Source organism: Thioclava sp. ES.031 (genome assembly GCF_002563775.1).
Taxonomy (GTDB): domain Bacteria; phylum Pseudomonadota; class Alphaproteobacteria; order Rhodobacterales; family Rhodobacteraceae; genus Thioclava.
The window spans coordinates 1,351,882-1,374,540 of record NZ_PDJO01000001.1; the positions used below are offsets into that span (position 1 = coordinate 1,351,882).

Genomic DNA, 22,659 nt, shown 5'->3' on the forward strand with positions numbered 1-22,659 from the left:
TCAGCGGGTCTCGCGCCTCGCGCATGAACCCGCGCAAAGAGACAGGGGGCAGGGCCTGTCGCCTTGACCTCGCAGACGCGTCGCCGGATAAGTGCGGCAAGCTGAATGAAGGACGGATACGATGGCTGCGGGCACCAAAATGCTGAGCGAATTGGGGCTGACGCCGCTGCAGGGCGCAGACTGCGCGATCTCGGGGCTGTCGGTCGACAGCCGACAGGTCAAGCCGGGCCATCTCTTCGCGGCGCTGCCGGGCACGCAGATCCACGGCGCCGAGTTCATCCCCTACGCATTGCGCATGGGCGCAGCCGCGGTGCTGACCGATCGCGCGGGCGAGAAGGCCGCGCGCGAGGCGCTTGAAGGTACCGACACCGCGATCGTCATCACGCAAGACCCGCGTCAGGCGCTGGCCTTCGCGGCGGCGCTGTGGTTCGAGCGCCAGCCCGAGACCCTGATCGCGGTGACCGGCACCAACGGCAAGACCTCGGTGGCCACCTTCACCCGCCAAATCTGGCAGCTTATGGGGTTCGAGGCCGCGAATATCGGCACGACCGGCGTGGAAGGCAGCTATTCCGCCCCGTCGCCGCATACCACGCCCGAGCCGATCACCCTGCATCGCCTGCTGTCGGATATGGCGGGGGTCGGTGTGACCCATGCCGCGATGGAGGCCTCGTCGCACGGGCTGGCGCAGCGTCGGCTGGATGGCGTGACGCTCTCGGCGGCCGCGTTTACGAATTTCACGCAAGATCACCTCGATTATCATGCGAGCTTCGAAGAGTATTTCGCCGCCAAGGCCGGGCTCTTCACCCGTGTCCTGCCCGAAGACGGGGCGGCGGTGATCAATCTCGACGATCCCAAGGGCGAGGAACTGGCGCGCTATATCACCGCGCGCGGTCAGGAACTGATCGGCATCGGCCATACCGAGCAATGCGAGATGCAGATCCTCGGCCAGCGGTTCGATGCGACCGGGCAGGATGTGCGCTTCTCGTGGGAAGGCTGGACGCAGATGACCCGCCTGCCGCTGATCGGCGGGTTCCAGGCGATGAACGTGCTCACAGCGGCGGCGCTCGCCATCGCCTGTGGCGCAGACCCCGAGGATGTTTTCGCGACGCTGCCGAAGCTCTCCACCGTGCGCGGGCGGATGCAACTGGCCGCGACCCGCGACAATGGCGCGACGGTTTTCGTCGATTACGCCCATACGCCCGACGCGGTGCAGACCGCGCTCAAGGCGCTGCGCCCGCATGTGATGGGCCGCCTGATCGCCATCGTCGGCGCGGGCGGCGATCGCGACGCGACCAAGCGCCCGCTGATGGGGCAGGCGGCGGCTGAGAACGCCGATATCGTCATCGTCACCGACGACAACCCGCGCTCCGAAGATCCCGCAACGATCCGCGCCGCCGTGCTGGAAGGCGCGCCCAAGGCGATGGAGGTGGGCGACCGGGCCGAGGCGATCCTGCGCGGCGTCGATCTGCTGCAGCCGGGCGATGCGCTCTTGGTGATGGGCAAGGGCCATGAGAGTGGCCAGATCATCGGCTCTGACACCTATCCGTTCGACGATGCCGAGCAGGCGTCCGTCGCCGTCGCCGCGCTGGACGGAAAAATCTGATGGCAGTGCTCTGGACCTCGAGCGACGCGGCCGCCGCGACGGGTGGCGAAGCCACGCACCCCTTCGCCGCGACCGGGATTTCCATCGACACCCGGACGATCCATCCCGGCGATCTTTTCGTCGCGCTCAAGGATGTGCGCGACGGCCATGATTTCGTGCGTCAGGCCCTCGACAAGGGCGCGGCGGCGGCGCTGGTCAGCCGCATCCCCGAGGGGTGTTCGAAGGACGACCCGCTGCTGATCGTGGATGACGTGCTCGCCGGTCTCGAAGCGTTGGGACGGGCAGGGCGCGCGAGAGCGCGGGCCCGCGTGCTCGCCGTCACCGGCTCGGTCGGCAAAACGTCGAGCAAAGAGATGCTGCGCGCCGTCCTTTCCGCCCAAGGCACCGTCCACGCCGCCGAAGCCAGCTTCAACAATCACTGGGGCGTCCCTATCACGCTGGCGCGCCTGCCGCAGGATGCCGATTTCGCCGTGATCGAGATCGGCATGAGCAACCCGGGCGAGATCGCGCCGCTGGCGAAGATGGCGCAGCCCCATGCCGCGATGATCACCACCGTCGCGCCGGCCCATCTGGCCGCTTTCGACAGCATCGAGGGCATCGCGCATGAGAAAGCGTCGATCTTCGAGGGGCTCATCGACGGCGGCATCGCGATCGTGCCGTCCGGCCTTGAGGTCTCCGATATTCTGCGCAAAGCCGCCCAGCAGGCCGGAACCATGGTCAGCTTCGGTCCCGAGCCGGGCTCGGATTACCGTCTGATCGACGCCCGTATCGCGGGCGACGCGACCGTCGTTCAGGCCGATCACCACGGCACGTCGATCCTGTTCAAGGTGATGACCCCGGGGCGGCATTTCGCGAATAACGCGCTTGGCGTGCTGGCCCTGGCCGAAGCCGCGGGCTGCGATCCGACCATCGCCGCGATGGATCTGGGCAACTGGCAGCCCCCCGCCGGGCGCGGCCAGCGCGAGCGGGTCTATATGGATGTCGTGGACGAGGCCGAGAGCTTCGACCTCTTCGATGATGCGTTCAACGCGAACCCGGCCTCGATGGCGGCAGCGCTCGAGGTTCTGGCGGGCGCCAAGCCGCGCGACGGGGTGGGGCGCACAGCGAAAGGGCGCCGCATCGCGATCCTCGGCGATATGCTGGAGCTGGGCGAGGACGAAGCGGCGCTGCACGCGGCCGTCGCCGATCACCCCGCCATGGCGAAGATCGACCTCGTGCATCTCGCGGGACCGCGCATGGCGGCGCTGCGCGAAGCGCTCCCGCGCGCCAAACGCGGCGAATGGTATGAAAAGGCGGACAAGCTGGCAGAGCGCGCCCGCCACCTGATCGACCCCGGTGACGTCGTTCTGGTCAAAGGATCCAAAGGCTCCAAGGTGAGCGTCGTCGTTAGCGTATTGAAAAAACTCGGCCAGCCCGGCGCGGCCGAGGCCCATAAGGGAAAAGACTAATGTTGTATTGGCTGACCGACTTCTCCGATGGCGGGGGCGTCTTCAACCTGTTCCGCTACATCACCTTCCGCGCGGGCGGGGCCTTCTTCACGGCGCTTCTGGTGGGGTTCATCTTCGGCCCCTGGCTGATCGGTATCCTCCGGCGCACGCAAGGCAAGGGGCAGCCGATCCGCGACGACGGGCCGGAGGGGCATATCTCCAAGGCCGGGACGCCCACGATGGGCGGCATCCTGATCCTGACGGCGCTTCTGGTGTCGACGCTTCTCTGGGCGCGGCTCGACAACGGCTATATCTGGGTCGTGCTGATGGTCACTTACGGATATGCCGCAATCGGGTTCGCCGATGACTATGCCAAGGTGTCGAAGCAGAACACCAAAGGCGTCAGCAGCAAGGCGCGGCTCGCGCTCGGCTTCCTGCTCGCGCTGCTCGCGTCGCTCCTGACCTGGTATCTGCACCCGTCCGATCTGGAAGGGCGGCTGTCGATCCCGTTCTTCAAGGACCTCGTCCTCAATCTGGGCTATTTCTACATCCCCTTCGCGATGATCGTGATCGTGGGCGCGGCCAATGCGGTGAACCTGACCGACGGGCTCGACGGGCTCGCGATCATGCCGGTGATGATCGCCGCAGGCACGCTGGGCGCCATCGCCTATGTCGTGGGCCGCACCGACTTCACCGAATATCTGGGCGTGCAATTCGTGCCCGGCTCCGGCGAGCTGGTGATCTTCACCGCGGCGCTGATGGGGGGCGGTCTGGGCTTCCTGTGGTACAACGCCCCGCCGGCCGCGGTCTTCATGGGCGATACCGGCAGCCTCGCGCTTGGCGGCGCGATCGGCGCGATCGCGGTCTGCACCCAGCACGAGATCGTCCTCGGCATCGTCGGCGGCCTCTTCGTGGTCGAGGCGCTTTCGGTGATCGTGCAGGTCGCTTATTTCAAGCGCACCGGGAAACGGGTTTTCCTGATGGCCCCGATCCACCACCATTTCGAAAAGAAGGGCTGGTCGGAACCGCAGATCGTCATCCGCTTCTGGATCATCTCGCTGATCCTCGCGCTGATCGGTCTGGCGACGCTGAAAATCCGATAAACCACACCTCTTTACTAAGCGCGCAGCCGCGCGCGTGAAGCCCTCTCGGCGCGCCCTGGTTCCTCAGGGCGCGCCTTGGTTTCTCTCAAAATCATTTGAGCGAACCAAAGCGAAATCCACTGGTTGTCTCCCCGAACCGCGACACGAGACGTCGCAAAGTTTTTAACGAGGAGAACCCGATGACCCGCAAGTTCAACATCATTCTGTCGACGACCGCTCTTGCCGCTTCGCTTTCGCTCGGCGCCGTTGCCAGTTCTGCAAGTGGCGTGACCCAGGGCGGCAACGCTGAAAACGGCCAATACGGCCTGATCGACTACAAGATGCAGATCGTGCCGAATGACCAGACCTCGGACGGCACGCCGCCCGCGGTCAACGTCACCACCGGGAGCGACGTGAACAACACTGCCGGTATCGCTGGCAAGAAAGTCGGCGCTGCATCGACTGACCAGACCTCGAACGGCGAAGACTCGATCCCGGCCGAGAACCAGCTGAAGAAACAGGCCGGTATCGTCGGCAACGAAGTCCAGACCGGCGTCGATGATGCCGTCGTGTCCTCGGATGGCGCTGCGGTCGGCACGATCGAGAAAGTCATGAACATGGGCGACAGCGACGAAGTCTATGTCCGCACCGACGACACGCTCGACACGACCGTTTCGATGTTCAAGATCACCGTTCCGGCCTCTGAAGTCGGCTCGGGCGAGCTGACGCTGAATGCGAGCCTGTCGGACATTCTCTCGACGCTCGAAAAGCAGCAAGACCAGAAGTCGTAATCTAGCGATCTTTCCTAGAAGACCCTTTTCGGCGCGCACGGTTCCTCCCCTGCGTGCGCGCCGTTTTTGCATGTCCGGCGACTTGCGCGCTGCGTTCCCCCTTTCCCCTTCGTATTGGTTCAAATATCCCGGGGGTACGGGGGCTGGCCCCCGTGACAGGACGGCGTGATAGAACGACGTGATAGAACGACGAAGACGCGAGGCGGCCCCCGCTGCCCTTGCGCGAGGCGACAGGAGAGACCCATGATCCCGGTGCAGGGCTTTGACGGACAGAAGGTGGCGGTGCTCGGGCTCGGACGCTCGGGTCTGGCGACGGCGGCCGCGCTGCGCGCAGGCGGGGCCGAGCCGCTGTGCTGGGATGACAGCCCCGAAGGCCGCGCCCGCGCCGAGGAGGCGGGCTATAGCTGCCGCGACCTGACGCGCCACGGCGCTTTCGAGGAGGTCGCAGCCCTGATCGTCTCGCCCGGTATCCCGCATCTCTATCCCAAGCCCAATCAGGTGATTTCGGCGGCGATGGAGGCGGGCGTACCCGTCGACAACGATATCGGCCTGTTCTTCGCCTCATGGGCGACCAATGATTTCATGCGCTATGATCAGGCGCCGCGCACGATCTGCGTCACCGGCTCGAACGGGAAATCCACGACGACGGCGCTGATCCATCACATTCTGGAAGAGGCCGGGCGACCGACGCAGATGGCGGGAAATATCGGGCGCGGCGTGCTCGATCTGGAGCCTGCCGAGAATGGCGAAGTGGTGGTGCTGGAGCTGTCCTCCTATCAGACCGATCTGGCGCGCGCGCTGACGCCCGACATCGCGGTCTTCACCAATCTCTCGCCCGACCATCTCGACCGCCACGCAGGCATGGGCGGCTATTTCGCGGCCAAGCGTCGTCTTTTCGCCGAAGGCGGCCCGGATCGCGCGGTGATCGGTGTCGACGAGCCCGAGGGCGTCTATCTCGCCAATCAGATCATGATGGGTCGTAACGATGACCGGCTGATCCGGGTCTCCTCGGCACGCAAGCTCGGCGACTGGGGCTGGTCGGTCTACGCGCGCAAAGGGTTCCTCAGCGAATGGCGCAAAGGCAAGCAGGTGGCGTCGATCGACCTGCGTGATGTCACCGGGCTGCCCGGCGCGCATAACCACCAGAACGCCTGCGCGGCCTACGCCGCCGTGCGTGCGCTGGGAATTGCGCCGCGCGTGATCGAGCAGGCGTTCCATTCCTTCGCCGGTCTTCCGCATCGCAGCCAGACGGTCGCGGAGAAGCGTGGGGTGCGCTGGGTCAACGACTCGAAAGCGACCAACACCGACAGCGCCGCGAAGGCGCTTCAGGCCTTCCCGAACATCCGCTGGATCGCGGGCGGTCTGGGCAAGGAGGGAGGGGTGGCCTCGCTGTCCGAACATCTCGGTGCGGTGAAGAAAGCCTATTTCATCGGCCACTCCGCGCGCGATTTCGCGCTGGAACTGGCGGTCGAGCATGAGATTTGCGAGACGATGGAAGCCGCCGTCGCCGCCTGCGCCCGCGACGCCGAAGAGGGCGACACGGTGCTGCTGGCGCCTGCAGCGGCCAGCTTCGACCAATATCCGAATTTCGAGAAACGCGGCGATCATTTCGCGCAGCTCGTGGACGCGCTGCCCGGCTGAAGCTCCGGCAGGCGCCGGGCCGTCCCCGTCACCCGCGATCGGTAGCCCCGCTCTCGGGTTGCCGCCGATACCGGTGCTTTTGACGTCGTATCCGAGCCCCGGCCCGTAGGTCGACGGGCTCGGCTTTCTGTCAGGCGCGGCTTATCCGCTTACGCCAAGCCTTCGTAACAAGGCGAAAACTGCGCCTCGTACGGCCCCCGCGCGCTGAGTCGCTGAGACGGGATGCGCGCAGGCTCACCCCCTCAAACGGTGTATGCGCCGTCCAGATTTCGGCATCTCTGACAAGAAATACAACTCGTGATTGTTATTTCGCGACGTTGAACCGATGCCGCGACGTCAAAACGCTCGCAATCTAAATCTTGGCTGCCCGGCTCAACAGGGGACACGGGGCCAGATTTACCGCCGGGGTGGGCCGGCATTTCAGAAACGGAGAAAGACTATGAAACTGTTCAAACTCGCTTCGCTGCGCCGTCTCAAGAATGACGAAGAGGGCGTCACGGTCGTCGAATACGGCATCGCGCTGGCCATCGCTGTGGGCATCGGTGCTGGCATCTACGGGGCACTCGGACAAGGTGTATTCGATCAATTGGCGAGCGCAGAAACGATTATGACGGGCAACGCAACTACTGCCACGATCGGGCAATAATCGCTGCGCAGTCGCGAGCATCAAAGGGCGGCCTAAAGAAGGCCGCCCCCCAAATTCAAACATCGTTTTTAGGGAGAGCGCCATGCGTATCGCATCTTTGCTGACCTTCACTGCAGGACTCGCCGTGGCAGGTGGCTCGGCTTACCTGGCGCGTGATTTCTTCGAGGCGAAATACAAACGCGAAGTCGCCGCCGAGCGCGAAGGGCTCGTCGAGGTCCTCGCCGCTGCACAGAACATTCCCTTCGGCCAGACCATCGAGGCGCAGAAGCTGACGTCGATCTCCTGGCCGAAAGAGGCGCTGCCGCCGGGGGTCTTCACCGATTACGCAGCCCTCCTGCCCGAAGCGGGTGGAGAGCCGCGCCGCGCCCGCGCCGAGATCGCGCAGGGCGAGCTGATCCTCGCCTCCAAGGTCTCGAATTACGGCGAGAAGGTCACCATCGTTCAGACCCTCGGCCCGAACAGCCGCGCCATGGCGATCGAGGTCAACGCCACGAGCGGCGTCGGCGGGTTCGTGACCCCGGGCGACCGCGTCGACGTAATGATGACGCGCGGCAAGAACGAGTCGCTCAAAACCGTGACGATCCTGCAGGACGTTCGCGTCATCGGGGTCGATCAGGAAGCCGATGAGAAAGTGAAAACCCCGGGCGTGGCGCGCACCGTCACCGTCGAGGTCTCGCCCGATCAGGGCCAGCGCCTCGCGCTGGCGCAGAAGGCGGGCACGCTGAGCCTGACGCTGCGCACGCTCGACGAGGCCGAGAGCGATCCGCTGCCCTCGATCGGCTTGGCCGATATTCTCAGCGAGCGGTCCTCGAACAAGCTCGAACCCACGCCCGTGCGCACGGTGACGATCCGGCGCGGCACGGTCGTGACCCAGACGACGATCAAGTGAGGCTCGGGGTCGATGGGGCGCATCCAGAACAGCATCCGACGCTTTGCCCGAGAGGAAGACGGGACGATCCTCGTCTTCTTCGGGATGAGCCTCGTGGTGGTGCTCGGTCTGGTCGCGCTCTCATTCGATCTGGGCAGGCTCGGCAGCACCCGCTCGGAACTGCAATCCTTCGCGGATTCGGTGGCGCTGGCGGCGGCGGGCGAGCTTGACGGCAATTCCGACGCGATCACCCGCGCCGATGCGGCTGCCCAACTTATCGTCGATAGCCAGACTTTCGCGACCGGCTCGCAGGTGCTGGGAGCTGCGAACGACGTGACCCTGACCTATCTCAGCGCGCTCCCGGCAAACGACAATGACGCGACAAACGCGGTCACCACCGATCCGGCGAAGGCCGCCTTCGTGCGCGTCGATGTCGATGAGCGCGAAGTCCAAGGTGTCTTCGCCGCCGCTTTCACGACGCTCGGCGGCTATGACGCCCTGGACGGCACGGCCACGGCTCAGGCGGTGGCGGGGCTCGAAATTCTCGCCTGCGATGTCACGCCCTTGATGTTCTGCGTGCCGCCGGGCTTCGATGCGGAAAAGGATATCGGACAGATGATCCTGCTGCGCTCGGGCGGGGGCGGCGATGCCGCTTGGGGACCGGGCGATTTCGGGTTCCTCGATCCGAATGGCGCGAAAATCGATGACGAAGGGCCTTGCGCCAAGAAATCCGGCGCGCAGCTCGACGCCTGCCTGCTCGGCGCGGTCAGCAAGATCACCCAATGCTTCAACCAGCGTGGCGTCGATCTCGAGCCGGGCCAGAAGGAAGGGCGCAACGCGGCGATCTTCAACGTGCGCTTCGACATGTATCAGTCGATCATGAACGGGCTGAGCAACGATCCCGATTACGCGCCCGCGCCCAATGTCATCAAGGGGATCGTCGCCGCCGATCCGAGCGCCAAGGACGGCGATGCCACCAAGACCACCGGCAACGGTAAGAACGCCTGCATCAAGGAAAATGAAGAGCTCTCGCCCGACACGGTGGGTCTGCCGCGTGACGATTGCTTCATGCCGGGCGCGACCGAGCCCTGCACGCGCTTCGGCGATGGCGACTGGTCGCAGGGCCGCATTACCTACATGCAGACGAATTACGGCATCGACATCACGGCAGAGGGCGCGACGGATCCCTTCGCCGACGCCGACACCCGCTATGACCTTTATCTCGCCGAGATCGCGGCGGCGGCTGGAGGCGACATCCTCTCGGGACGCGCCGAGACGGGCCTGCCGAGCTGCGCGCCCGCGGCCGCCCCCAATGCCGACCGCCGCGTGCTGATCGTCGCGGGCATCGATTGCAGTGCCGAGACCGGCACCGAGATCAAGGGCGCGGCCACGAATGTGCCGGTCAAGGAATTCGTCAAAGTCTTCCTCACCGAACCGGTGGGCGAGGACGGATCGACCCCGCCGACGATGGATATCTGGGGCGAAGTGATCGGGTCCGCCAGCAATGGCGACAAAGAGAAGCTGGGCACGGGCGGCATGGTCCGCGACGTCGTCCAGCTATACCGGTGAGCGCGATGCGGTGGTTTCGCGCATATCGCCTCCGCGCCCCGCGCCGCATCTGGCGCAACGACGAGGGTGCGCAGCTGGTGGAATTCGCGTTGGTGCTTCCGCTGATGCTCATCCTCTTCGCGGCGATCATTGAGAGCGGGCGGATGTTTCTTGCCTATCAGACAGTGATCGGCGGCGTGCGCGATGCAAGCCGTTACCTCGCCCGGATCACTCCGCGCAGCATCTGCGAAACCGGCGGCAGCGTCGATGGTCAGGCGGAAACGCTTGCCGGGATCGTCGGCAATGCGATCACTGGCGGCAGCGTTCTGGGGGGCGGGATCACCGTCACGACGGTCGAGCCGAGCCTCGATTGTATCGAAGGCAGCTATCGTTTCGGCGATGCGCCGATCGTCGAAGTGGCGGCGAATGTCACGATCACCTTCCCCTTCGCCGGTCTCTTCACCCTCATTACACCCACGACGCTCGGCACCGTCACCACGACGATCGCCGACCAGAACCGGGTCTTTGGCTCATGACCGGGCCGCTCGCATATCACGCGCGCGGGCTGCGCCGCTTCCTGCGCGACGAGGAGGGCGCGACCCTTGTCGAGTTCACGCTGGTCTTCGGCCTCTACCTGCTGGTGTTCTTCGGGCTTCTGGATTTCGGACGGCTGGCCTTTCACTACGTGAATATGCAGCGCGGGTTGCAGGTCGCGGCGCGGCTGGCAGCGGTGCGTCCGGCGGCATGTGCCGGCGTGCCGGAGATGAATGAGCGCGGCGTGACGCCGAAAGACGAGACCGAGCCGCAATTCGGCACGAATTGCAGCGCCAAGAGCTGGGTCTGCGCGGCGCCTGCCACGGTGAGCTGCTCGGGCGCGACGACGAATGCGACCGTGGCAGAGATCTGGCCGATCGTCGCCCCGGCGCTGCCCACGGGCTCGACCGCTGCGAACCTGTCCTTCAGCTATTCCTACGATTCCGAACTTGGATTTCTCGGCGGGCCCTATGTGCCGATGGTCACCGTCGAATTGCAGAATGTGAGCTTCCAATTCGCGACGCCGCTGGGCGCGCTGGTGGGGCTCGTGACCGGCACTGCCAATGAAGATCTTGATGCAGATATCGCCTTCCCGAGCATGAGCACGTCGATGCCGGGCGAGGACCTCGCGCAGGGCGCGGGAAGCTAAAGCAAGGGGAGACATGAAATGACCCGTAGAACCAAACCGATATTCCTGGTGCCCGAGCCGAGCGCGCGCGACCTTGCCGCGCCCGCCAAGCGCCGGCTGACCTTCTCTGCCGAGGCCGAGCGTCTGACGCATGCGCGGGCGCCCGACGAGGAGGGCCAGGTGATCGCGGTCGCGCGCAGCCGCGGCGGGATCGGGGCCACGATGCTGGCGGTGAACCTCGCCCATCAGCTGGCGGCCCAAGGGGTGAAGAAAGGTCAGGCGCCGCGTCGCGTCGGGCTGATTGACCTCGATCTGCAATTCGGCATGGTTGCGGGCTTCCTCGATCTCGATCCAAGCCCGGCGCTCTACGACATGGCGCGCAGCGGGGCGGTGCCGGACGAGACCTTTCTCGATCAGTCGATCCAGCATTCGAAAGACGGGCTGGAAGTGCTCTGCGCCCCCGCCGCTTTCGCGCCGCTCGGTGCGCTCGGCGCCGATCAGGTCACCGAACTCATCACGCTGATGCAGGCGCGCTGCGATTACGTCGTCGTCGATCTGCCGCATGCGCTGATCGACTGGGTCTCGCCGGTGCTGGCGCGCGCGTCCCTGATGTATCTGGTGACGGATCTCGCGGTGCCCTCGCTGCAGCAGGCACGCCGCCTGATCGATGCCTATCACGAGGAGAACCTCGCGCTGGAGATCGAGGTGGTCGTGAACCATCAAAGCCGTCCGCTGATGCGCTCGCGGGTGCAGCAGGAGGCGGCGAAGGCGCTCGATCGCGATCTGAGTCACTGGTTGCCCGACGACCCGCGTGCCGCCAAGGAGGCTGCCGAACGCGGCGTGCCTCTTGCGCGGATCGGGCGGCGCTCTGCGTTGTCGAAAGCGATTGCCGGTCTGGCGAAGGGGCGGCTCGCACAGAGCGCAGCCCGGATGAATTGAGGGGGAGCACGAGATGTTTCGCAATTTCACGGATCGCGGGTCGAAACCGACCGAGACCGAAAAGGTGATCCCGCTCGGCAAGCCCTATGCGGGTAGCCCGCCGAAAGACGCGCGCGAGATGGCCGCACAACAGGTTATGCCCAAACCGCCCGCGGCAGAGGTCGACGAAGACGCGCAGCGTCGCGCGCTGGAACTCAAAAGCCGCCTGCATGATGCGCTTCTGGACCGGCTCAACCTGTCGATGCTCGACAAGGTCGTGCCCGAGGAGCTGCGCCGCGAAGTGGCGGCGCTGGTGAGCGAAGAGCTGCGCGACGCGAAAACCCCGCTGCGCGCGGAGGAATTCAAGACGCTGGTCGATGAGCTTCTCAACGAGGTGCTGGGGCTCGGCCCGCTGGAGCCGCTGCTGGCCGATCCGTCGATCAACGACATTCTCGTCAATGGCTGCAACCGCGTCTTCGTCGAGCGTCACGGCGTGCTGGAGCGCACGGCGGTACGCTTCCGCGATGAACGCCACCTGCTGCGGATCATCGACAAGATCGTCTCGCGGGTGGGGCGCCGGATCGACGAGAGCAACCCTTGGGTCGATGCGCGGCTCGAAGACGGCAGCCGCGTGAACGCGATCATCCGGCCCTGTGCGATTGACGGGCCGAGCCTCTCGATCCGCAAGTTCGCGCGCCAACCCTACACGATGGAGCGGCTCGTCGAGACCGGGATGATGACGGGGGCTGCGTCGCGGTTCCTGCACGGGCTGGTGCATGCCCGCAAGAATATCCTGATCTCGGGCGGCACCGGTTCGGGCAAGACGACGCTTTTGAACGCGATCTCGGCCGCCATCGACCCGCGCACGCGGATCGTGACGATCGAGGACGCCGCCGAATTGCAGCTGCAACAAGAGCATGTGGTGCGGCTGGAAACCCGCGCATCCAATCCGAACGGGCAGGGCGCGGTGATCCAGCGCGATCTGGTGAAGAACGCGCTGCGGATGCGTCCCGACCGGATCATCGTCGGCGAGGTGCGCGGCTCGGAAGCCTTCGACATGTTGCAGGCGATGAACACGGGCCATGACGGCTCGATGACCACGGTCCACGCCAATTCCGCGCGCGACGCTCTGGGGCGGATCGAGCAGATGGTGACGATGATCGGCCTCGACATGCCGCTCAACGCGATCCGCTCGCAAATCGCCTCCGGCCTCGACATCGTCGTGCAGATCGCGCGCATGTCCGACGGTCGCCGCCGGGTGCTCTCGATCTCCGAGATCACCGGGCAGGAAGGCAATATCGTGATGATGCAGGACATCTTCACCTTCCGCAAAACCGGCACCTCTGCCGATGGCGTGATCGAGGGCGAGTTCACCGCCACCGGCCTGCGCCCGCGTTGCCTGGAAGACCTGATCGCGGCGGGCGTCGCGGTCGATCCGTCCGATTTCAAGATGCGGGGGAACTGAGCCATGTGGGAGATCATCGAAAAGGACCTCGCCGCCTATGTCGCCTATAGCGGCATCGCGCTTGGCGTTCTGCTGGCGCTGACCGGCGGCCTGCACCTGCTCAACCGCACCGAGACCAGCGGTGAGGCGAAAAGCCGCCGGATGAAGATGATCGCGAAGGGGCGCGACACCGAAGAGATGCTCGCCCTGCTCAAGCCCAACCCGCGCAAGGGCTGGATCGCCCGGCTGCCGAAGCGCTTCGACCTGCCGCGCCTGCTGCATCGCGCGGGCTTCCGGATCGGGCCGGACAAGTTCCTGCTGATCTGCGCCGCGCTTGCGATCGGGAGCTTCGTGCTGGCGCTGGCCCCGTTTGGTCCGCTGCGGGCGGCCTCTGCGGCCGTGACGATCGGGCTGGTGCTGCCCTTCATGGTTCTGCGCTCGCGGGCGACGCAACGGATGAAAGTGCTGACGAGCCAGCTGCCTGATGCACTCGACATGCTGGCGCGGGGCCTGAAGATCGGCCATCCGCTGAATATGTCGATCGGCGCCGTGGCCGAGGAGATGCCCGACCCGATCGGCACCGAATTCGGCATCATCTTCGATCAGGTGACCTATGGCGAAGACCTGCCCGACGCGGTGCTGGAATTCGCCGAGCGGGTGGGGCTGGAAGACGCCGACTATCTCGCGGCGAGCATCGGTATCCAGCACGGTACGGGCGGCGATCTCGCCCGCGTGCTCGAAGTGCTGGCGGCGACGACGCGGGGCCGGATTTCGATGCGGCGCAAGATCCGCGCGATCTCGGCGGAGGGGCGCGCCTCGGCGTGGTTCCTGACCGCGCTGCCGTTCATCATGTTCGGCTTCACCACGCTGATTTCGCCGAATTACTACGGCGAGGTCGCCGATGAACCGATGTTCCGCTCGATGGCGATCCTCGTCATCACGCTGATCATCCTGAATGCCGTGGTGCTGCGCCGTCTGGTGCAGTTCCGGATCTGAGCCGGGGAGAGAGACCATGTTGATGACACGGATCGAGGATTTCGCGCTTCGGATGGGCATCGCGCCCGAGACGCTTCTGGCCGCCGGGATCGGCTTCGGCCTGCTGCTGCTGATCGTCGGACTTCAGGCCGCCTTCCAGCGCGACCGCGCCGCCGAGCGCATCGCGGCCATTGGCGGGGCGAAAACGGGAGGGCGCACCGAGCATGGCTATCTAAAGGCGCCGGAGGCACGTCCGGGCCAGATCCTGAAGGCCTTCGTGCCCGCCGACCGCCAGACCCGCTCCAAGCTGGAACGCAAACTCGCGCAGGCCGGGCTGTCCGGGGCGAGCGCCTTGCGCCGCTTCACCCTGGTTCGGATCGCGCTGGGCGTCGGCCTTCCGGGTATTTTCATGGGGCTTCTGTTTGCCGCACGCAGCCCCGAGATCGGCCTGCCGATGGGGCTGGATGCCCGTCTCGGAAGCCTGAGCGGAATGGCGACCTATCAGATCCTGACCGGGCTCGTCGCAGGCGGCTATCTGCTGCCGCTGATGTGGCTCAATGGTCGGATGCGCGAGCGGCGGCTGCGGATCGAAGAGAGCTTCCCGAACGCGCTCGATCTGATGCAGGTGGCGATTGAAAGCGGCATGGGGTTCGATGCGGCGATGACCCGCGTGGGCAACGAGCTGGCGGAGACCTCGCCCGAGATTTCCTTCGAGTTCCTCTCGGTGCAGCGTCAGGTCCAGGCCGGGCGCGAGCGCGAGGCGGCTCTGCGCGACATGGCCGACCGAACCGGGGTCGAGACCGTGCGCGCCTTCGCCAATGTCGCGAGCCAGTCGCTGCGCTTCGGGGCCTCGATGGCGCAGGCGCTGACCACCTATGCCGCCGATCTGCGCGGCATCCGCGAGATGCGTGCGCAGGAAAAGGCCAATCGCCTGCCGGTGCAGATGTCCGGGGTTCTGGCGTCGTTAACGCTTCCGGCGCTCATTCTGATCGCGGTCGGGCCCGTGGTGATTCGTTATGTGATGCACTATTCGCAGTAAATCGAATCGTTTCCAAATCCGCTCTTTTCCCAAGGCATTGTTTACGGACAATATTTTAGGCCGAAATGTCGACTTAAATGCCGAATATGCAACCTTTGTTTGCAGCGGGTATCAATAGAATCATCCACAGGGAGCTGTGGATATAGTCCAAATGGCTAGCTTAGGAATTAACGCATTTAGGGGTTACGCTTAGAGATGGCCCACGCGCTGTCACGCACATAAGTGGGTCACATATAATAGTTTCTGGGGATGGTGGGGACCATGCGAGACTATGGGACAGGCGGGGCTTCGCCCGGGCAAGAGCGCGCTATCGAAGCGGGCATGATTGGGGCCGTTGCACAGTGGTGTGAGTGTCTGCACGGGACGAACCCGCTGCGCATGGCGCTAAGATATCTGACCGACAGTATCGGGGCCGAGGCCGTCATATTGGCGCGCTATCCGCGGGATGCGGGCGCACCGGCACGGGCGTTGGTCCATGACAGGGCGCGATCCGGCTGCCGGATCCCGCTGGAGCAAAGCTTCGCGGCTGATCTGCTTGGCGATTATCTCGACAAGGCCAAACGGGGCTCGACCTGGTATCGCTCGATGCAAGACGAGGATGTGCCGCAAGCGGTCGCCTCGGCACTGGCCCGGCGCAACCTCGTCGAAATGGTCGTCATTCCGCTCGAGATCAGCGATCGCTGGGTCGATACGCTGGAGCTGCATTTCACCGAGAAGCTGCGCCAGTATCAGCAAGCGGTGCTGACCACGCTCGGCGATACGCTGAGCCGCACCTGGCACAACCGCGCCCGGGGCATGTTCACCGAGACCTTGCTGAAATCCGCCGCCAAGCAGGCCGCGCCGCTCATCGGCTCGCCGATCCTGAGCGCGGATAACCCTGCGCGTCTGAGCCGTTCGGAATACCGCGTCTGCCTGCTGCTGCGCCACGGCCAGTCGCCTGATCAGATGCTCGCGGAGCTGGGGATCAAGGAATCCACCCTGCGCACCCATCTGAGCAATCTCTACGCCAAGACCGGCGCGCGCAATCTGGCGGAACTGACCTTCCAGCTTGTCTCCGAACTGCCCTTCGAGCTCGCCGGCGCCAGAGCCGGACGGGTCGCATGACCGGGCAGCTCCTGCCGCTGGCGGCGCTGGCCCCGGTCTTGATCTGGGTCGCGCTCAGCGATCTGCGCGAGATGCGCATCCCGAACAGGATCGTGCTGATCACGCTTGGCTTCTTTGCGCTCTGCGCGCCGTTTTTGGGTCTGCACGAGCTGAGCCTGCGGCTTGCTGCAGGCGCGATCACCTTCCTCGTCGGCTACGTCTTTTTCGTGCTGCGCGCCTTCGGGGGAGGGGACGTGAAATTTCTCGCGGCCCTGATGCTATTCGTACCCTCTGCGGCGATGGGGGAGTTTTTGATCGCCTTTTCCGTCGCGCTTTTTGCGGGCTCGGCGCTGACGATGGGGCTCCAAAGCGCGCCGGTGGCGACGCGGCTTGGGCCCCGCTTGGGTTGGAAAAGTTGTTACGCACGGGGAAAGCTCCCGATGGGCGTCTCGATCGCGCTTGCGGGTCTGGCTTTGCCTTATCTGGTCGGCGGGTAGGCCCCGCCAAGGGAGGACCTATGTCACGCAAGATTTGGACCAAGTCGCTCGGAGTGGTCGCTCTGGCTTTGTGCACGGTCAGCGCACCACTCCTCGCCGAAGAAACGAAGCCCGACGTCACCGAACGCGCGCAGGCGCTCGTCTGGGGCTCTAGCGATGTGAAACCCGATCCACAGGCCGGGCTCTCGATGTTGGAGGACGCCGCGGCGCAAGGCGATCCCGAAGCGGCTTTGGCCGCAGGTAACCTGCTCCTTTGGGGCGGTCCTGTCGCTGCGGATCGCGATCGCGCCGTTGGCTATCTCGAACAGGCGGTCGAAGCGGGCAGCTGGGATGCGCACCGTCTGTTGGGCAAGCAACTGATCGGCGGCTGGGCTTTGCCACGCGACACTGCGCGCGGGGTCGACCTGCTTGAGACGCAGATCGCAAAGGGCGATGCGAAAGCGGCGCTGATCTTGGGCGAGGCCTATCTCTACGGAACCGGACTGCCGCGCGATTATGCCAAGGCGCGCGACCTGTTCGAGACCGCAGCGGAGGCGGGCGACGCGACCGGCTTGTGGAAATACGGCGAGACGCTGATGTGGTCGCAGCGCAATCCGAAGACAGCGCAGGCGTTTCTCGAACGCGCAGGCGCGGCGGGTGTCGATGGCGCCTATGCGACGCTGGCCGAGGGCGCGATGTATGGCTATCTCGGCGGCGGCTCCACTTCGCGCGCGAAGTTCGACGGCTATGCCAAGGCCGCCCGCGCGGCCGGGAATGAGCGGATCGAAGTGCTCGACGCCACGCGCCGCATCTGGGGCATCTCGATGCGCGGCGATGGCAAACAGGCGGTGGCGCAACTGCGCGGGGCTGCCGAGGCGGGCAACAAGACCGCGGCGCGCTATCTGGTCGGCCTTCTGCGCGACGGCAATTCCTATAACGTCCGGCGCGATCCCAAAGGGGCGTCGGACTTCCTTGAAGCGCATCGCGATCTCTTCACGCCCGAAGAACGCGAGAATTACGCGATGACGATCCGGGTGGCGAGGCATCGGCACGATGCCGATTTCGCGCCGCTTGCAGGAGAGATCGCGCCGGGCATGGCCAAGATGAACGCAGAGGAAGCGCGCGATCTGTTCAAGGCCAATCCGCGGCTGGCGGTCTATCTGATCCAGAAAGACCTCGCCAAGCAGGGTCTGTATCGCGGCCCGCTCGACGGGTTCGCCGGGCGCGGAACGCTGCGCGCGATGGAGCGTGCCTGCGGCAAGATGCCGGGCGATATGGCCTGCCTCGACGGGGTTCTGGCGCCCGAGATCGTCGGTGCGATGCTGCGCGAAGGGTGGGGCTCGTAAGTGACATCGAAGGTTCTGGTCACAGGCGGCGCGGGTTTCATCGGGTCGCATTGCTGCAAGGCGTTGGCCGAGGCGGGGCACGCTCCTGTGGTCCTCGACGATCTGTCGCGCGGCCATGCTGATGCGGTGCGCTGGGGGCCTCTGGTCGAGGGCGATCTGCGCGACCGGGATCTGGTCGAGACGGCGCTCAAGGAGCACCGGATCGACGCCGTGATTCATTTCGCGGCACTGGCCTATGTCGGCGAGAGCGTGGCCGAGCCGACCCGCTATTACGACGTCAATCTGGGCGGGATGACCGCCCTTCTGAGCGCGATGCAGGCGGTGGGGCTGGACAAGATCGTCTTCTCGTCGAGCTGCGCCACCTATGGCACGCCCGAGACGCTGCCGATCTCCGAAGACACGCCGCAACGCCCGATCAACCCCTATGGCCGCAGCAAGCTGATCTGCGAATGGATGCTGGAGGATGCCGCCGCCGCGACCGATCTGCGTTTCGCGGCCCTGCGCTATTTCAACGCGAGCGGCGCCGACCCGAGCGGCGAGATCGGCGAGCGCCACGATCCCGAGACCCATCTCATCCCGCTGGTGCTGCGTGCGGCCTCGGGGCAGGGCCCTGCGGTGAAGGTCTTCGGCACGGATTACCCCACGCCCGACGGCACCTGCATCCGCGACTACATCCATGTCGACGATCTGGCCCGCGCGCATCTTCTGGCGCTCGATTACCTGCAGGGCGGCGGCGACAGCCTGAAGCTCAATCTCGGCACCGGGCGGGGCGCGTCGATCCGCGAGGTGATCGCCTCGGTCGAGCGGGTGACGGGGCGCAAGGTGCCCTTCGAGGACGCCCCGCGCCGCCCCGGCGATCCGGCGGAACTGGTGGCCGATCCCTCCCGTGCGCACGACGCTCTGGGCTTTAGCGCGCGTTACCGTGAACTTGACGAGATCGTGTCCCATGCCGCTCCGTGGTTCGGCCTCTGACCTCGGGTTCGCGCTCTGCCGGGGTTGAGCCTGCCGCCCAGCCATCTATCTTGCGGCTCAACGCAATTCAGGAGGCTCTCATGGCAAGCGACGCAATCGATCCGCAACTTCTCGACCGGCTGGCCGAGGTTGCCGTGCAGGTGGGTCTGAACCTGCAAGACGGTCAGGATCTGGTGTTGACCGCGCCCGTCGAGGCGCTGCCGCTGGTGCGCCGGATCGCCGCCGAAGCCTATCGCGCGGGCGCAGGCACCTTCACCCCGATCCTCAGCGATGGTCAGATCACGCTGGCCCGGTTCGAGAACGCGAAGGACGAAAGCTTCGACCGCGCGCCTGACTGGCTCTATCAGGGCATGGCGAAGGCTTACGAAAGCGGCGCGGCCCGCATGGCGATCGTCGGCGAAGACCCGATGCTGCTGTCGGAACAGGACCCGGAGAAAGTCTCGCGCGCGGGAAAGGCCAACTCCATCGCCTATAAACCGGCACTGGAGAAAATCTCGAATTTCGAGATCAACTGGTCGATCGTGAGCTATCCGACCGTGGCCTGGGCCAAGCGCGTCTTCCCCGATCTGCCGGAGGACGAGGCCGTGGGCAAACTAGCCGACGCGATCTTCGCCGCCTCGCGCGCCGATCAACCCGATCCCGTCGCCGCATGGGAGGCGCATAACGCGGCGCTGCGCAAGCGCCGCGATTGGCTGAACGAGCAGCGCTTCTCGGCGCTTCATTTCACCGGTGGCGGCACCGATCTGACCGTGGGCCTCGCCGACGATCACGAATGGAGCGGTGGAGCGTCCGAGGCCAATAACGGCGTCGTCTGCAACCCGAATATCCCGACCGAAGAGGTCTTCACCACGCCCCATGCCGAGCGCGTCGACGGGGTCGTTCGCGCGACCAAGCCGCTGTCGCATCAGGGCAGCCTGATCGAGAATATCGAGATGCGCTTCGAGGGCGGCAAGGTGGTCGAGGCGAAGGCCAGCCGCGGCGAGGCGGTGCTGCAGAAGCTCATCGACACCGACGAAGGCGCGCGCCGTCTGGGTGAGGTCGCGCTGGTGCCGCATGGCTCGCCGATCTCGGCTTCGGGGCTGTTGTTCTTCAACACGCTCTATGACGAGAACGCGGCCTGCCATATCGCGATGGGGCAGTGCTATTCGAAATGCTTCATCAATGGCGGCGAGCTGAGCGAAGACGAGGTCGCGGCGAAGGGCGGCAACAGCTCGATGATCCATGTCGACTGGATGATCGGCGGCCCCGAGACCGATATCGACGGCATCAAGCCCGACGGCACCCGCGTCCCGGTCTTCCGCAAGGGCGAATGGGCCTGATTGGCCGCAAGACCTGACAATGGTGAGCGCCCGACGCGCCGATTGGTGTGTCGGGCGCTTATATTTTGTGCAGATGCGAGGAATTTCGCCTCGTCCCGCGCAGTTCGATGCGCCCGGCGTCGCAAGGCACCGCGGAGCGCGGGCGTTTCTTGACGAAAGCGGCAACTGGGCGAAATCTGAATATACGGGTCGGGCTTGGCCGACCCTCTTGGGCAACTCGCGCACCCTTGCGCTGTGTGAAGGGCCGCCCGGCCGACGCAGGTTTTCGATCCTCCTCCCCGAAAACGCGTTCAGGCCGGGCGGTGCCCAGCCTGACCAGCGAAACCGAAATCTTGCCTGACTTAACGGCCGGTATTGAGGCTTTTCGTGATCAGCTTCTCGCGGCTCTGCGCCAGCGAGGGATGGATCAGCGCGTTCTCGATCGCCGCGACCTGCGTGAAGCCGATATTGTCGAGCGATTTGCCCTTCGCGAATTTCGCAGCCCGCGCTTGGTCGAGCATGCTGAGATGCGGATCGGCGGGCATGAAATAGGCCGGGTTGGGGCCGCTCGAGCTCTGTTTGGGCGCTTGCGGCCCGAGGCCGCCGGGCGGCTGCGACGCAGCGCCAGCTTGCGCGATCCCGGCCCCAAGGCCAAGCGCCACTGCAAGGCTGCAACCAAGAGCCGAAGCGGTAAAACGGGTGGTCATAGGCAGTTTCCTCATTTCTTCTTCAGAGCCATGCGGATCAGGGTTTCCCGCGCGGTTCGGTCGACATTCTGAACCAGCGCATCCTTGATCTGCACGATTTGGCGGTCGGTCAGGTTGGACAGATCGACGTTCCCGACCAGAGCGTGGACGCGCTGAATTTCCAGCGCATTGAGCGGCTGTTGCTGCGCGGCGGCCAGCGACGGCAGCGCGGCGCAGGCGAGGGCGGCGATCAGGGCGATAGATTTCATCATGAGTCTCCTCTGACGGCTCTTCCTACAGGAAGATGCAGTTGCGTGGACGCGGGACAAGCGCAGACGCGCGCAAGTTTCGGTGAGTGCTGCTTGCCCTATGCGTCAAGATGGGGATTCACATCGCGAATTCATCATGATACCGTAACTTTTAACAAGCAGAGGGCAGACATAAGCTCTCGCAAAAATACGGGCAGGATCGAGGCAATGAAGGCGGGCTATCAGGGCACCTTCGTCATTTCATGGGCGCAGACGGAGATCGACGGCACACCGGTGCCGCCGCTTGAGGTCGTGACCGTGGGCGCATGTTGGCGATGGACGGGGCAGGCGATCTGCGTGGACGGGCCCAATGATCGGCTCATCTTGCACAATGCGCGCGGCGAGGCGGAGCGGCGCACGAAAGCCGCCCGCGCGGTGCGTCGCCTGCTGGGCGAGGCCGTGGGACATCCGCGAACGCTCGACGATCCCGACGAGACCGAGACGCCCAATCAAAGCTTTACCGTGACCGATGGTTATCACGCCTATGTCGTCACCCTGATCGAGCTGCCCGAAAGCGGCACGCGTATCCTGATGTTCGCCGGTCGGATGCCGCCGGTGGACAGCGATCTGTGGGTGGTCGACCGGGCGCTCGATCTGCGCCCGAAAGCGGCGCGGCAGGGGCCTGCGGGCGTCATCTGTTTCACCCCCGGCACGCTGATCGAGACCGACCAGGGCCGCCGCCCGGTCGAGGCGCTGCGCGAGGGCGACCGCGTGCTGACCCGCGATGACGGGGCGCAGCCGATCTGCTGGATCGGGCGGCGCGACATCTCGGGCGCGCGGCTCCATGCGATGCCGCATCTGCGCCCGGTGCGGATCTCGGCAGGGGCGTTCGGCATCGCACGACCCGATCGCGATCTGATCGTGTCGCCGCAGCACCGGATGCTGGTGCGCGGACGCGCGGCGCAGGCGCTGTTTGCCGAGGACGAGGTTCTGGTGCGCGCCTGCGATCTGGTGAATGGCCGCCAGATCCGCTTCGAGGGCGCGCTGCGCGGCCTGAGCTACATCCACCTGATGTTCGAACGCCATCAGGTACTGACCGCGAACGGGCTTGAGACCGAAAGCTTCCACCCGGCCTCCACCCGGCTCGAGATGATCGCCCGCGACCAGCGCGCCGGGCTTGAGGCGCTGGTGCCCGAGGTCGAGGAAAATCCGCTCAGCTATGGCGCCTTCGCGCGCCGTGCGCTCAAGCCCTCCGAGGCCGCGATCCTGCGCCACGATCTGGCCGCCTGAACGGGCAAATCCGCTCGAAATCGCTGCAGGCTTGGGCTGTGCGTCAGATGCACGGCTTCGTGCGCATTTTGCGCCTTTTCTCTGCCCGAACGTCGCCTTAGCTTCGGGACAAAGGA

22 protein-coding genes are annotated in these 22,659 nt (G+C 65.3%); 20 read left to right on the forward strand and 2 right to left on the reverse strand.

The window, feature by feature from the left end:
* Nucleotides 1-121: 121 nt before the first annotated feature.
* From AXZ77_RS06560 to AXZ77_RS06650, 19 genes are all read left to right on the forward strand, one after another.
* Nucleotides 122-1,603 (forward strand): UDP-N-acetylmuramoyl-L-alanyl-D-glutamate--2,6-diaminopimelate ligase, encoded by a 1,482-nt coding sequence (locus AXZ77_RS06560; protein ID WP_098410522.1) that lies wholly within the window; start codon nt 122-124, stop codon nt 1,601-1,603.
* Nucleotides 1,603-3,051 (forward strand): UDP-N-acetylmuramoyl-tripeptide--D-alanyl-D-alanine ligase, encoded by a 1,449-nt coding sequence (gene murF, locus AXZ77_RS06565; protein WP_098410523.1) that lies wholly within the window; start codon nt 1,603-1,605, stop codon nt 3,049-3,051. The genes AXZ77_RS06560 and murF overlap by 1 nt, the downstream gene beginning before the upstream one ends.
* Nucleotides 3,051-4,133 carry a phospho-N-acetylmuramoyl-pentapeptide-transferase gene (mraY, locus tag AXZ77_RS06570; protein WP_098410524.1) on the forward strand — a complete coding sequence of 361 codons (1,083 nt, stop codon included), beginning with the start codon at nt 3,051-3,053 and terminating at the stop codon, nt 4,131-4,133. Before murF ends, mraY begins: the two co-directional genes overlap by 1 nt.
* Before the next feature lie 179 nt (nt 4,134-4,312).
* The gene (locus AXZ77_RS06575) at nt 4,313-4,903 is read left to right on the forward strand and encodes a hypothetical protein (RefSeq protein ID WP_098410525.1); all 591 of its coding nucleotides are present in this window, start codon (nt 4,313-4,315) and stop codon (nt 4,901-4,903) included.
* A gap of 243 nt (nt 4,904-5,146) precedes the next feature.
* Nucleotides 5,147-6,544, forward strand: coding sequence for a UDP-N-acetylmuramoyl-L-alanine--D-glutamate ligase (murD, locus tag AXZ77_RS06580; protein WP_098410526.1), 1,398 nt, complete (start codon nt 5,147-5,149; stop codon nt 6,542-6,544).
* A gap of 439 nt (nt 6,545-6,983) precedes the next feature.
* On the forward strand, nt 6,984-7,190 hold the full coding sequence (locus tag AXZ77_RS06585) for a Flp family type IVb pilin (protein ID WP_098410527.1): 207 nt from the start codon (nt 6,984-6,986) through the stop codon (nt 7,188-7,190).
* An 82-nt stretch (nt 7,191-7,272) separates the two neighbouring features.
* Complete coding sequence (cpaB, locus tag AXZ77_RS06590) at nt 7,273-8,079, forward strand: Flp pilus assembly protein CpaB (protein WP_098410528.1); 807 nt, start codon at nt 7,273-7,275, stop codon at nt 8,077-8,079.
* A gap of 12 nt (nt 8,080-8,091) precedes the next feature.
* Nucleotides 8,092-9,627 (forward strand): pilus assembly protein TadG-related protein, encoded by a 1,536-nt coding sequence (locus AXZ77_RS06595; RefSeq protein WP_098410529.1) that lies wholly within the window; start codon nt 8,092-8,094, stop codon nt 9,625-9,627.
* A gap of 5 nt (nt 9,628-9,632) precedes the next feature.
* On the forward strand, nt 9,633-10,142 hold the full coding sequence (locus AXZ77_RS06600; RefSeq protein ID WP_098410530.1) for a TadE/TadG family type IV pilus assembly protein: 510 nt from the start codon (nt 9,633-9,635) through the stop codon (nt 10,140-10,142).
* On the forward strand, nt 10,139-10,789 hold the full coding sequence (locus tag AXZ77_RS06605) for a TadE/TadG family type IV pilus assembly protein (protein ID WP_098410531.1): 651 nt from the start codon (nt 10,139-10,141) through the stop codon (nt 10,787-10,789). Before AXZ77_RS06600 ends, AXZ77_RS06605 begins: the two co-directional genes overlap by 4 nt.
* Nucleotides 10,790-10,807: 18 nt before the next feature.
* Nucleotides 10,808-11,707 (forward strand): AAA family ATPase, encoded by a 900-nt coding sequence (locus AXZ77_RS06610; RefSeq protein WP_098410532.1) that lies wholly within the window; start codon nt 10,808-10,810, stop codon nt 11,705-11,707.
* 13 nt (nt 11,708-11,720) lie between these two features.
* The gene (locus AXZ77_RS06615) at nt 11,721-13,151 is read left to right on the forward strand and encodes a CpaF family protein (RefSeq protein ID WP_098410533.1); all 1,431 of its coding nucleotides are present in this window, start codon (nt 11,721-11,723) and stop codon (nt 13,149-13,151) included.
* Nucleotides 13,152-13,154: 3 nt separating this feature from the next.
* Nucleotides 13,155-14,126: a type II secretion system F family protein gene (locus AXZ77_RS06620; RefSeq protein WP_098410534.1), complete on the forward strand. Its 972-nt coding sequence runs from the start codon at nt 13,155-13,157 to the stop codon at nt 14,124-14,126.
* A 16-nt stretch (nt 14,127-14,142) separates the two neighbouring features.
* Complete coding sequence (locus tag AXZ77_RS06625) at nt 14,143-15,144, forward strand: type II secretion system F family protein (protein WP_255266429.1); 1,002 nt, start codon at nt 14,143-14,145, stop codon at nt 15,142-15,144.
* Between the two features lie 378 nt (nt 15,145-15,522).
* Nucleotides 15,523-16,248 carry a helix-turn-helix transcriptional regulator gene (locus tag AXZ77_RS06630; RefSeq protein ID WP_176535977.1) on the forward strand — a complete coding sequence of 242 codons (726 nt, stop codon included), beginning with the start codon at nt 15,523-15,525 and terminating at the stop codon, nt 16,246-16,248.
* Nucleotides 16,245-16,724, forward strand: a complete 480-nt coding sequence (locus tag AXZ77_RS06635) for a prepilin peptidase (protein ID WP_098410536.1) — start codon at nt 16,245-16,247, stop codon at nt 16,722-16,724. Before AXZ77_RS06630 ends, AXZ77_RS06635 begins: the two co-directional genes overlap by 4 nt.
* A gap of 20 nt (nt 16,725-16,744) precedes the next feature.
* Nucleotides 16,745-18,049 carry a tetratricopeptide repeat protein gene (locus AXZ77_RS06640; protein ID WP_098410537.1) on the forward strand — a complete coding sequence of 435 codons (1,305 nt, stop codon included), beginning with the start codon at nt 16,745-16,747 and terminating at the stop codon, nt 18,047-18,049.
* Nucleotides 18,050-19,021, forward strand: coding sequence for a UDP-glucose 4-epimerase GalE (gene galE, locus AXZ77_RS06645; protein WP_098410538.1), 972 nt, complete (start codon nt 18,050-18,052; stop codon nt 19,019-19,021).
* A gap of 80 nt (nt 19,022-19,101) precedes the next feature.
* Nucleotides 19,102-20,340 carry an aminopeptidase gene (locus AXZ77_RS06650; protein ID WP_078599324.1) on the forward strand — a complete coding sequence of 413 codons (1,239 nt, stop codon included), beginning with the start codon at nt 19,102-19,104 and terminating at the stop codon, nt 20,338-20,340.
* Nucleotides 20,341-20,681: 341 nt separating this feature from the next.
* Here AXZ77_RS06650 and AXZ77_RS06655 read toward each other — a convergent pair whose 3' ends face one another.
* Nucleotides 20,682-21,026 carry a hypothetical protein gene (locus tag AXZ77_RS06655; protein WP_098410539.1) on the reverse strand — a complete coding sequence of 115 codons (345 nt, stop codon included), beginning with the start codon at nt 21,024-21,026 and terminating at the stop codon, nt 20,682-20,684.
* Between the two features lie 11 nt (nt 21,027-21,037).
* On the reverse strand, nt 21,038-21,274 hold the full coding sequence (locus AXZ77_RS06660) for a hypothetical protein (protein WP_098410540.1): 237 nt from the start codon (nt 21,272-21,274) through the stop codon (nt 21,038-21,040).
* 207 nt (nt 21,275-21,481) lie between these two features.
* On the opposite strand from AXZ77_RS06660, the gene AXZ77_RS06665 reads away from it, so the two are divergent.
* Nucleotides 21,482-22,543 (forward strand): Hint domain-containing protein, encoded by a 1,062-nt coding sequence (locus tag AXZ77_RS06665; RefSeq protein ID WP_098410541.1) that lies wholly within the window; start codon nt 21,482-21,484, stop codon nt 22,541-22,543.
* Nucleotides 22,544-22,659: the final 116 nt, after the last annotated feature.

Coding starts and splice junctions, on each gene's coding strand:
- AXZ77_RS06560 (WP_098410522.1), top strand. CDS start 122: ATGGCTGCGGGCACCAAAATGCTGAGCGAATTGGGGCTGACGCCGCTG.
- murF (WP_098410523.1), top strand. CDS start 1,603: ATGGCAGTGCTCTGGACCTCGAGCGACGCGGCCGCCGCGACGGGTGGC.
- mraY (WP_098410524.1), top strand. CDS start 3,051: ATGTTGTATTGGCTGACCGACTTCTCCGATGGCGGGGGCGTCTTCAAC.
- AXZ77_RS06575 (WP_098410525.1), top strand. CDS start 4,313: ATGACCCGCAAGTTCAACATCATTCTGTCGACGACCGCTCTTGCCGCT.
- murD (WP_098410526.1), top strand. CDS start 5,147: ATGATCCCGGTGCAGGGCTTTGACGGACAGAAGGTGGCGGTGCTCGGG.
- AXZ77_RS06585 (WP_098410527.1), top strand. CDS start 6,984: ATGAAACTGTTCAAACTCGCTTCGCTGCGCCGTCTCAAGAATGACGAA.
- cpaB (WP_098410528.1), top strand. CDS start 7,273: ATGCGTATCGCATCTTTGCTGACCTTCACTGCAGGACTCGCCGTGGCA.
- AXZ77_RS06595 (WP_098410529.1), top strand. CDS start 8,092: ATGGGGCGCATCCAGAACAGCATCCGACGCTTTGCCCGAGAGGAAGAC.
- AXZ77_RS06600 (WP_098410530.1), top strand. CDS start 9,633: ATGCGGTGGTTTCGCGCATATCGCCTCCGCGCCCCGCGCCGCATCTGG.
- AXZ77_RS06605 (WP_098410531.1), top strand. CDS start 10,139: ATGACCGGGCCGCTCGCATATCACGCGCGCGGGCTGCGCCGCTTCCTG.
- AXZ77_RS06610 (WP_098410532.1), top strand. CDS start 10,808: ATGACCCGTAGAACCAAACCGATATTCCTGGTGCCCGAGCCGAGCGCG.
- AXZ77_RS06615 (WP_098410533.1), top strand. CDS start 11,721: ATGTTTCGCAATTTCACGGATCGCGGGTCGAAACCGACCGAGACCGAA.
- AXZ77_RS06620 (WP_098410534.1), top strand. CDS start 13,155: ATGTGGGAGATCATCGAAAAGGACCTCGCCGCCTATGTCGCCTATAGC.
- AXZ77_RS06625 (WP_255266429.1), top strand. CDS start 14,143: ATGTTGATGACACGGATCGAGGATTTCGCGCTTCGGATGGGCATCGCG.
- AXZ77_RS06630 (WP_176535977.1), top strand. CDS start 15,523: ATGGCGCTAAGATATCTGACCGACAGTATCGGGGCCGAGGCCGTCATA.
- AXZ77_RS06635 (WP_098410536.1), top strand. CDS start 16,245: ATGACCGGGCAGCTCCTGCCGCTGGCGGCGCTGGCCCCGGTCTTGATC.
- AXZ77_RS06640 (WP_098410537.1), top strand. CDS start 16,745: ATGTCACGCAAGATTTGGACCAAGTCGCTCGGAGTGGTCGCTCTGGCT.
- AXZ77_RS06650 (WP_078599324.1), top strand. CDS start 19,102: ATGGCAAGCGACGCAATCGATCCGCAACTTCTCGACCGGCTGGCCGAG.
- AXZ77_RS06655 (WP_098410539.1), bottom strand. CDS start 21,026: ATGACCACCCGTTTTACCGCTTCGGCTCTTGGTTGCAGCCTTGCAGTG.
- AXZ77_RS06660 (WP_098410540.1), bottom strand. CDS start 21,274: ATGAAATCTATCGCCCTGATCGCCGCCCTCGCCTGCGCCGCGCTGCCG.
- AXZ77_RS06665 (WP_098410541.1), top strand. CDS start 21,482: ATGAAGGCGGGCTATCAGGGCACCTTCGTCATTTCATGGGCGCAGACG.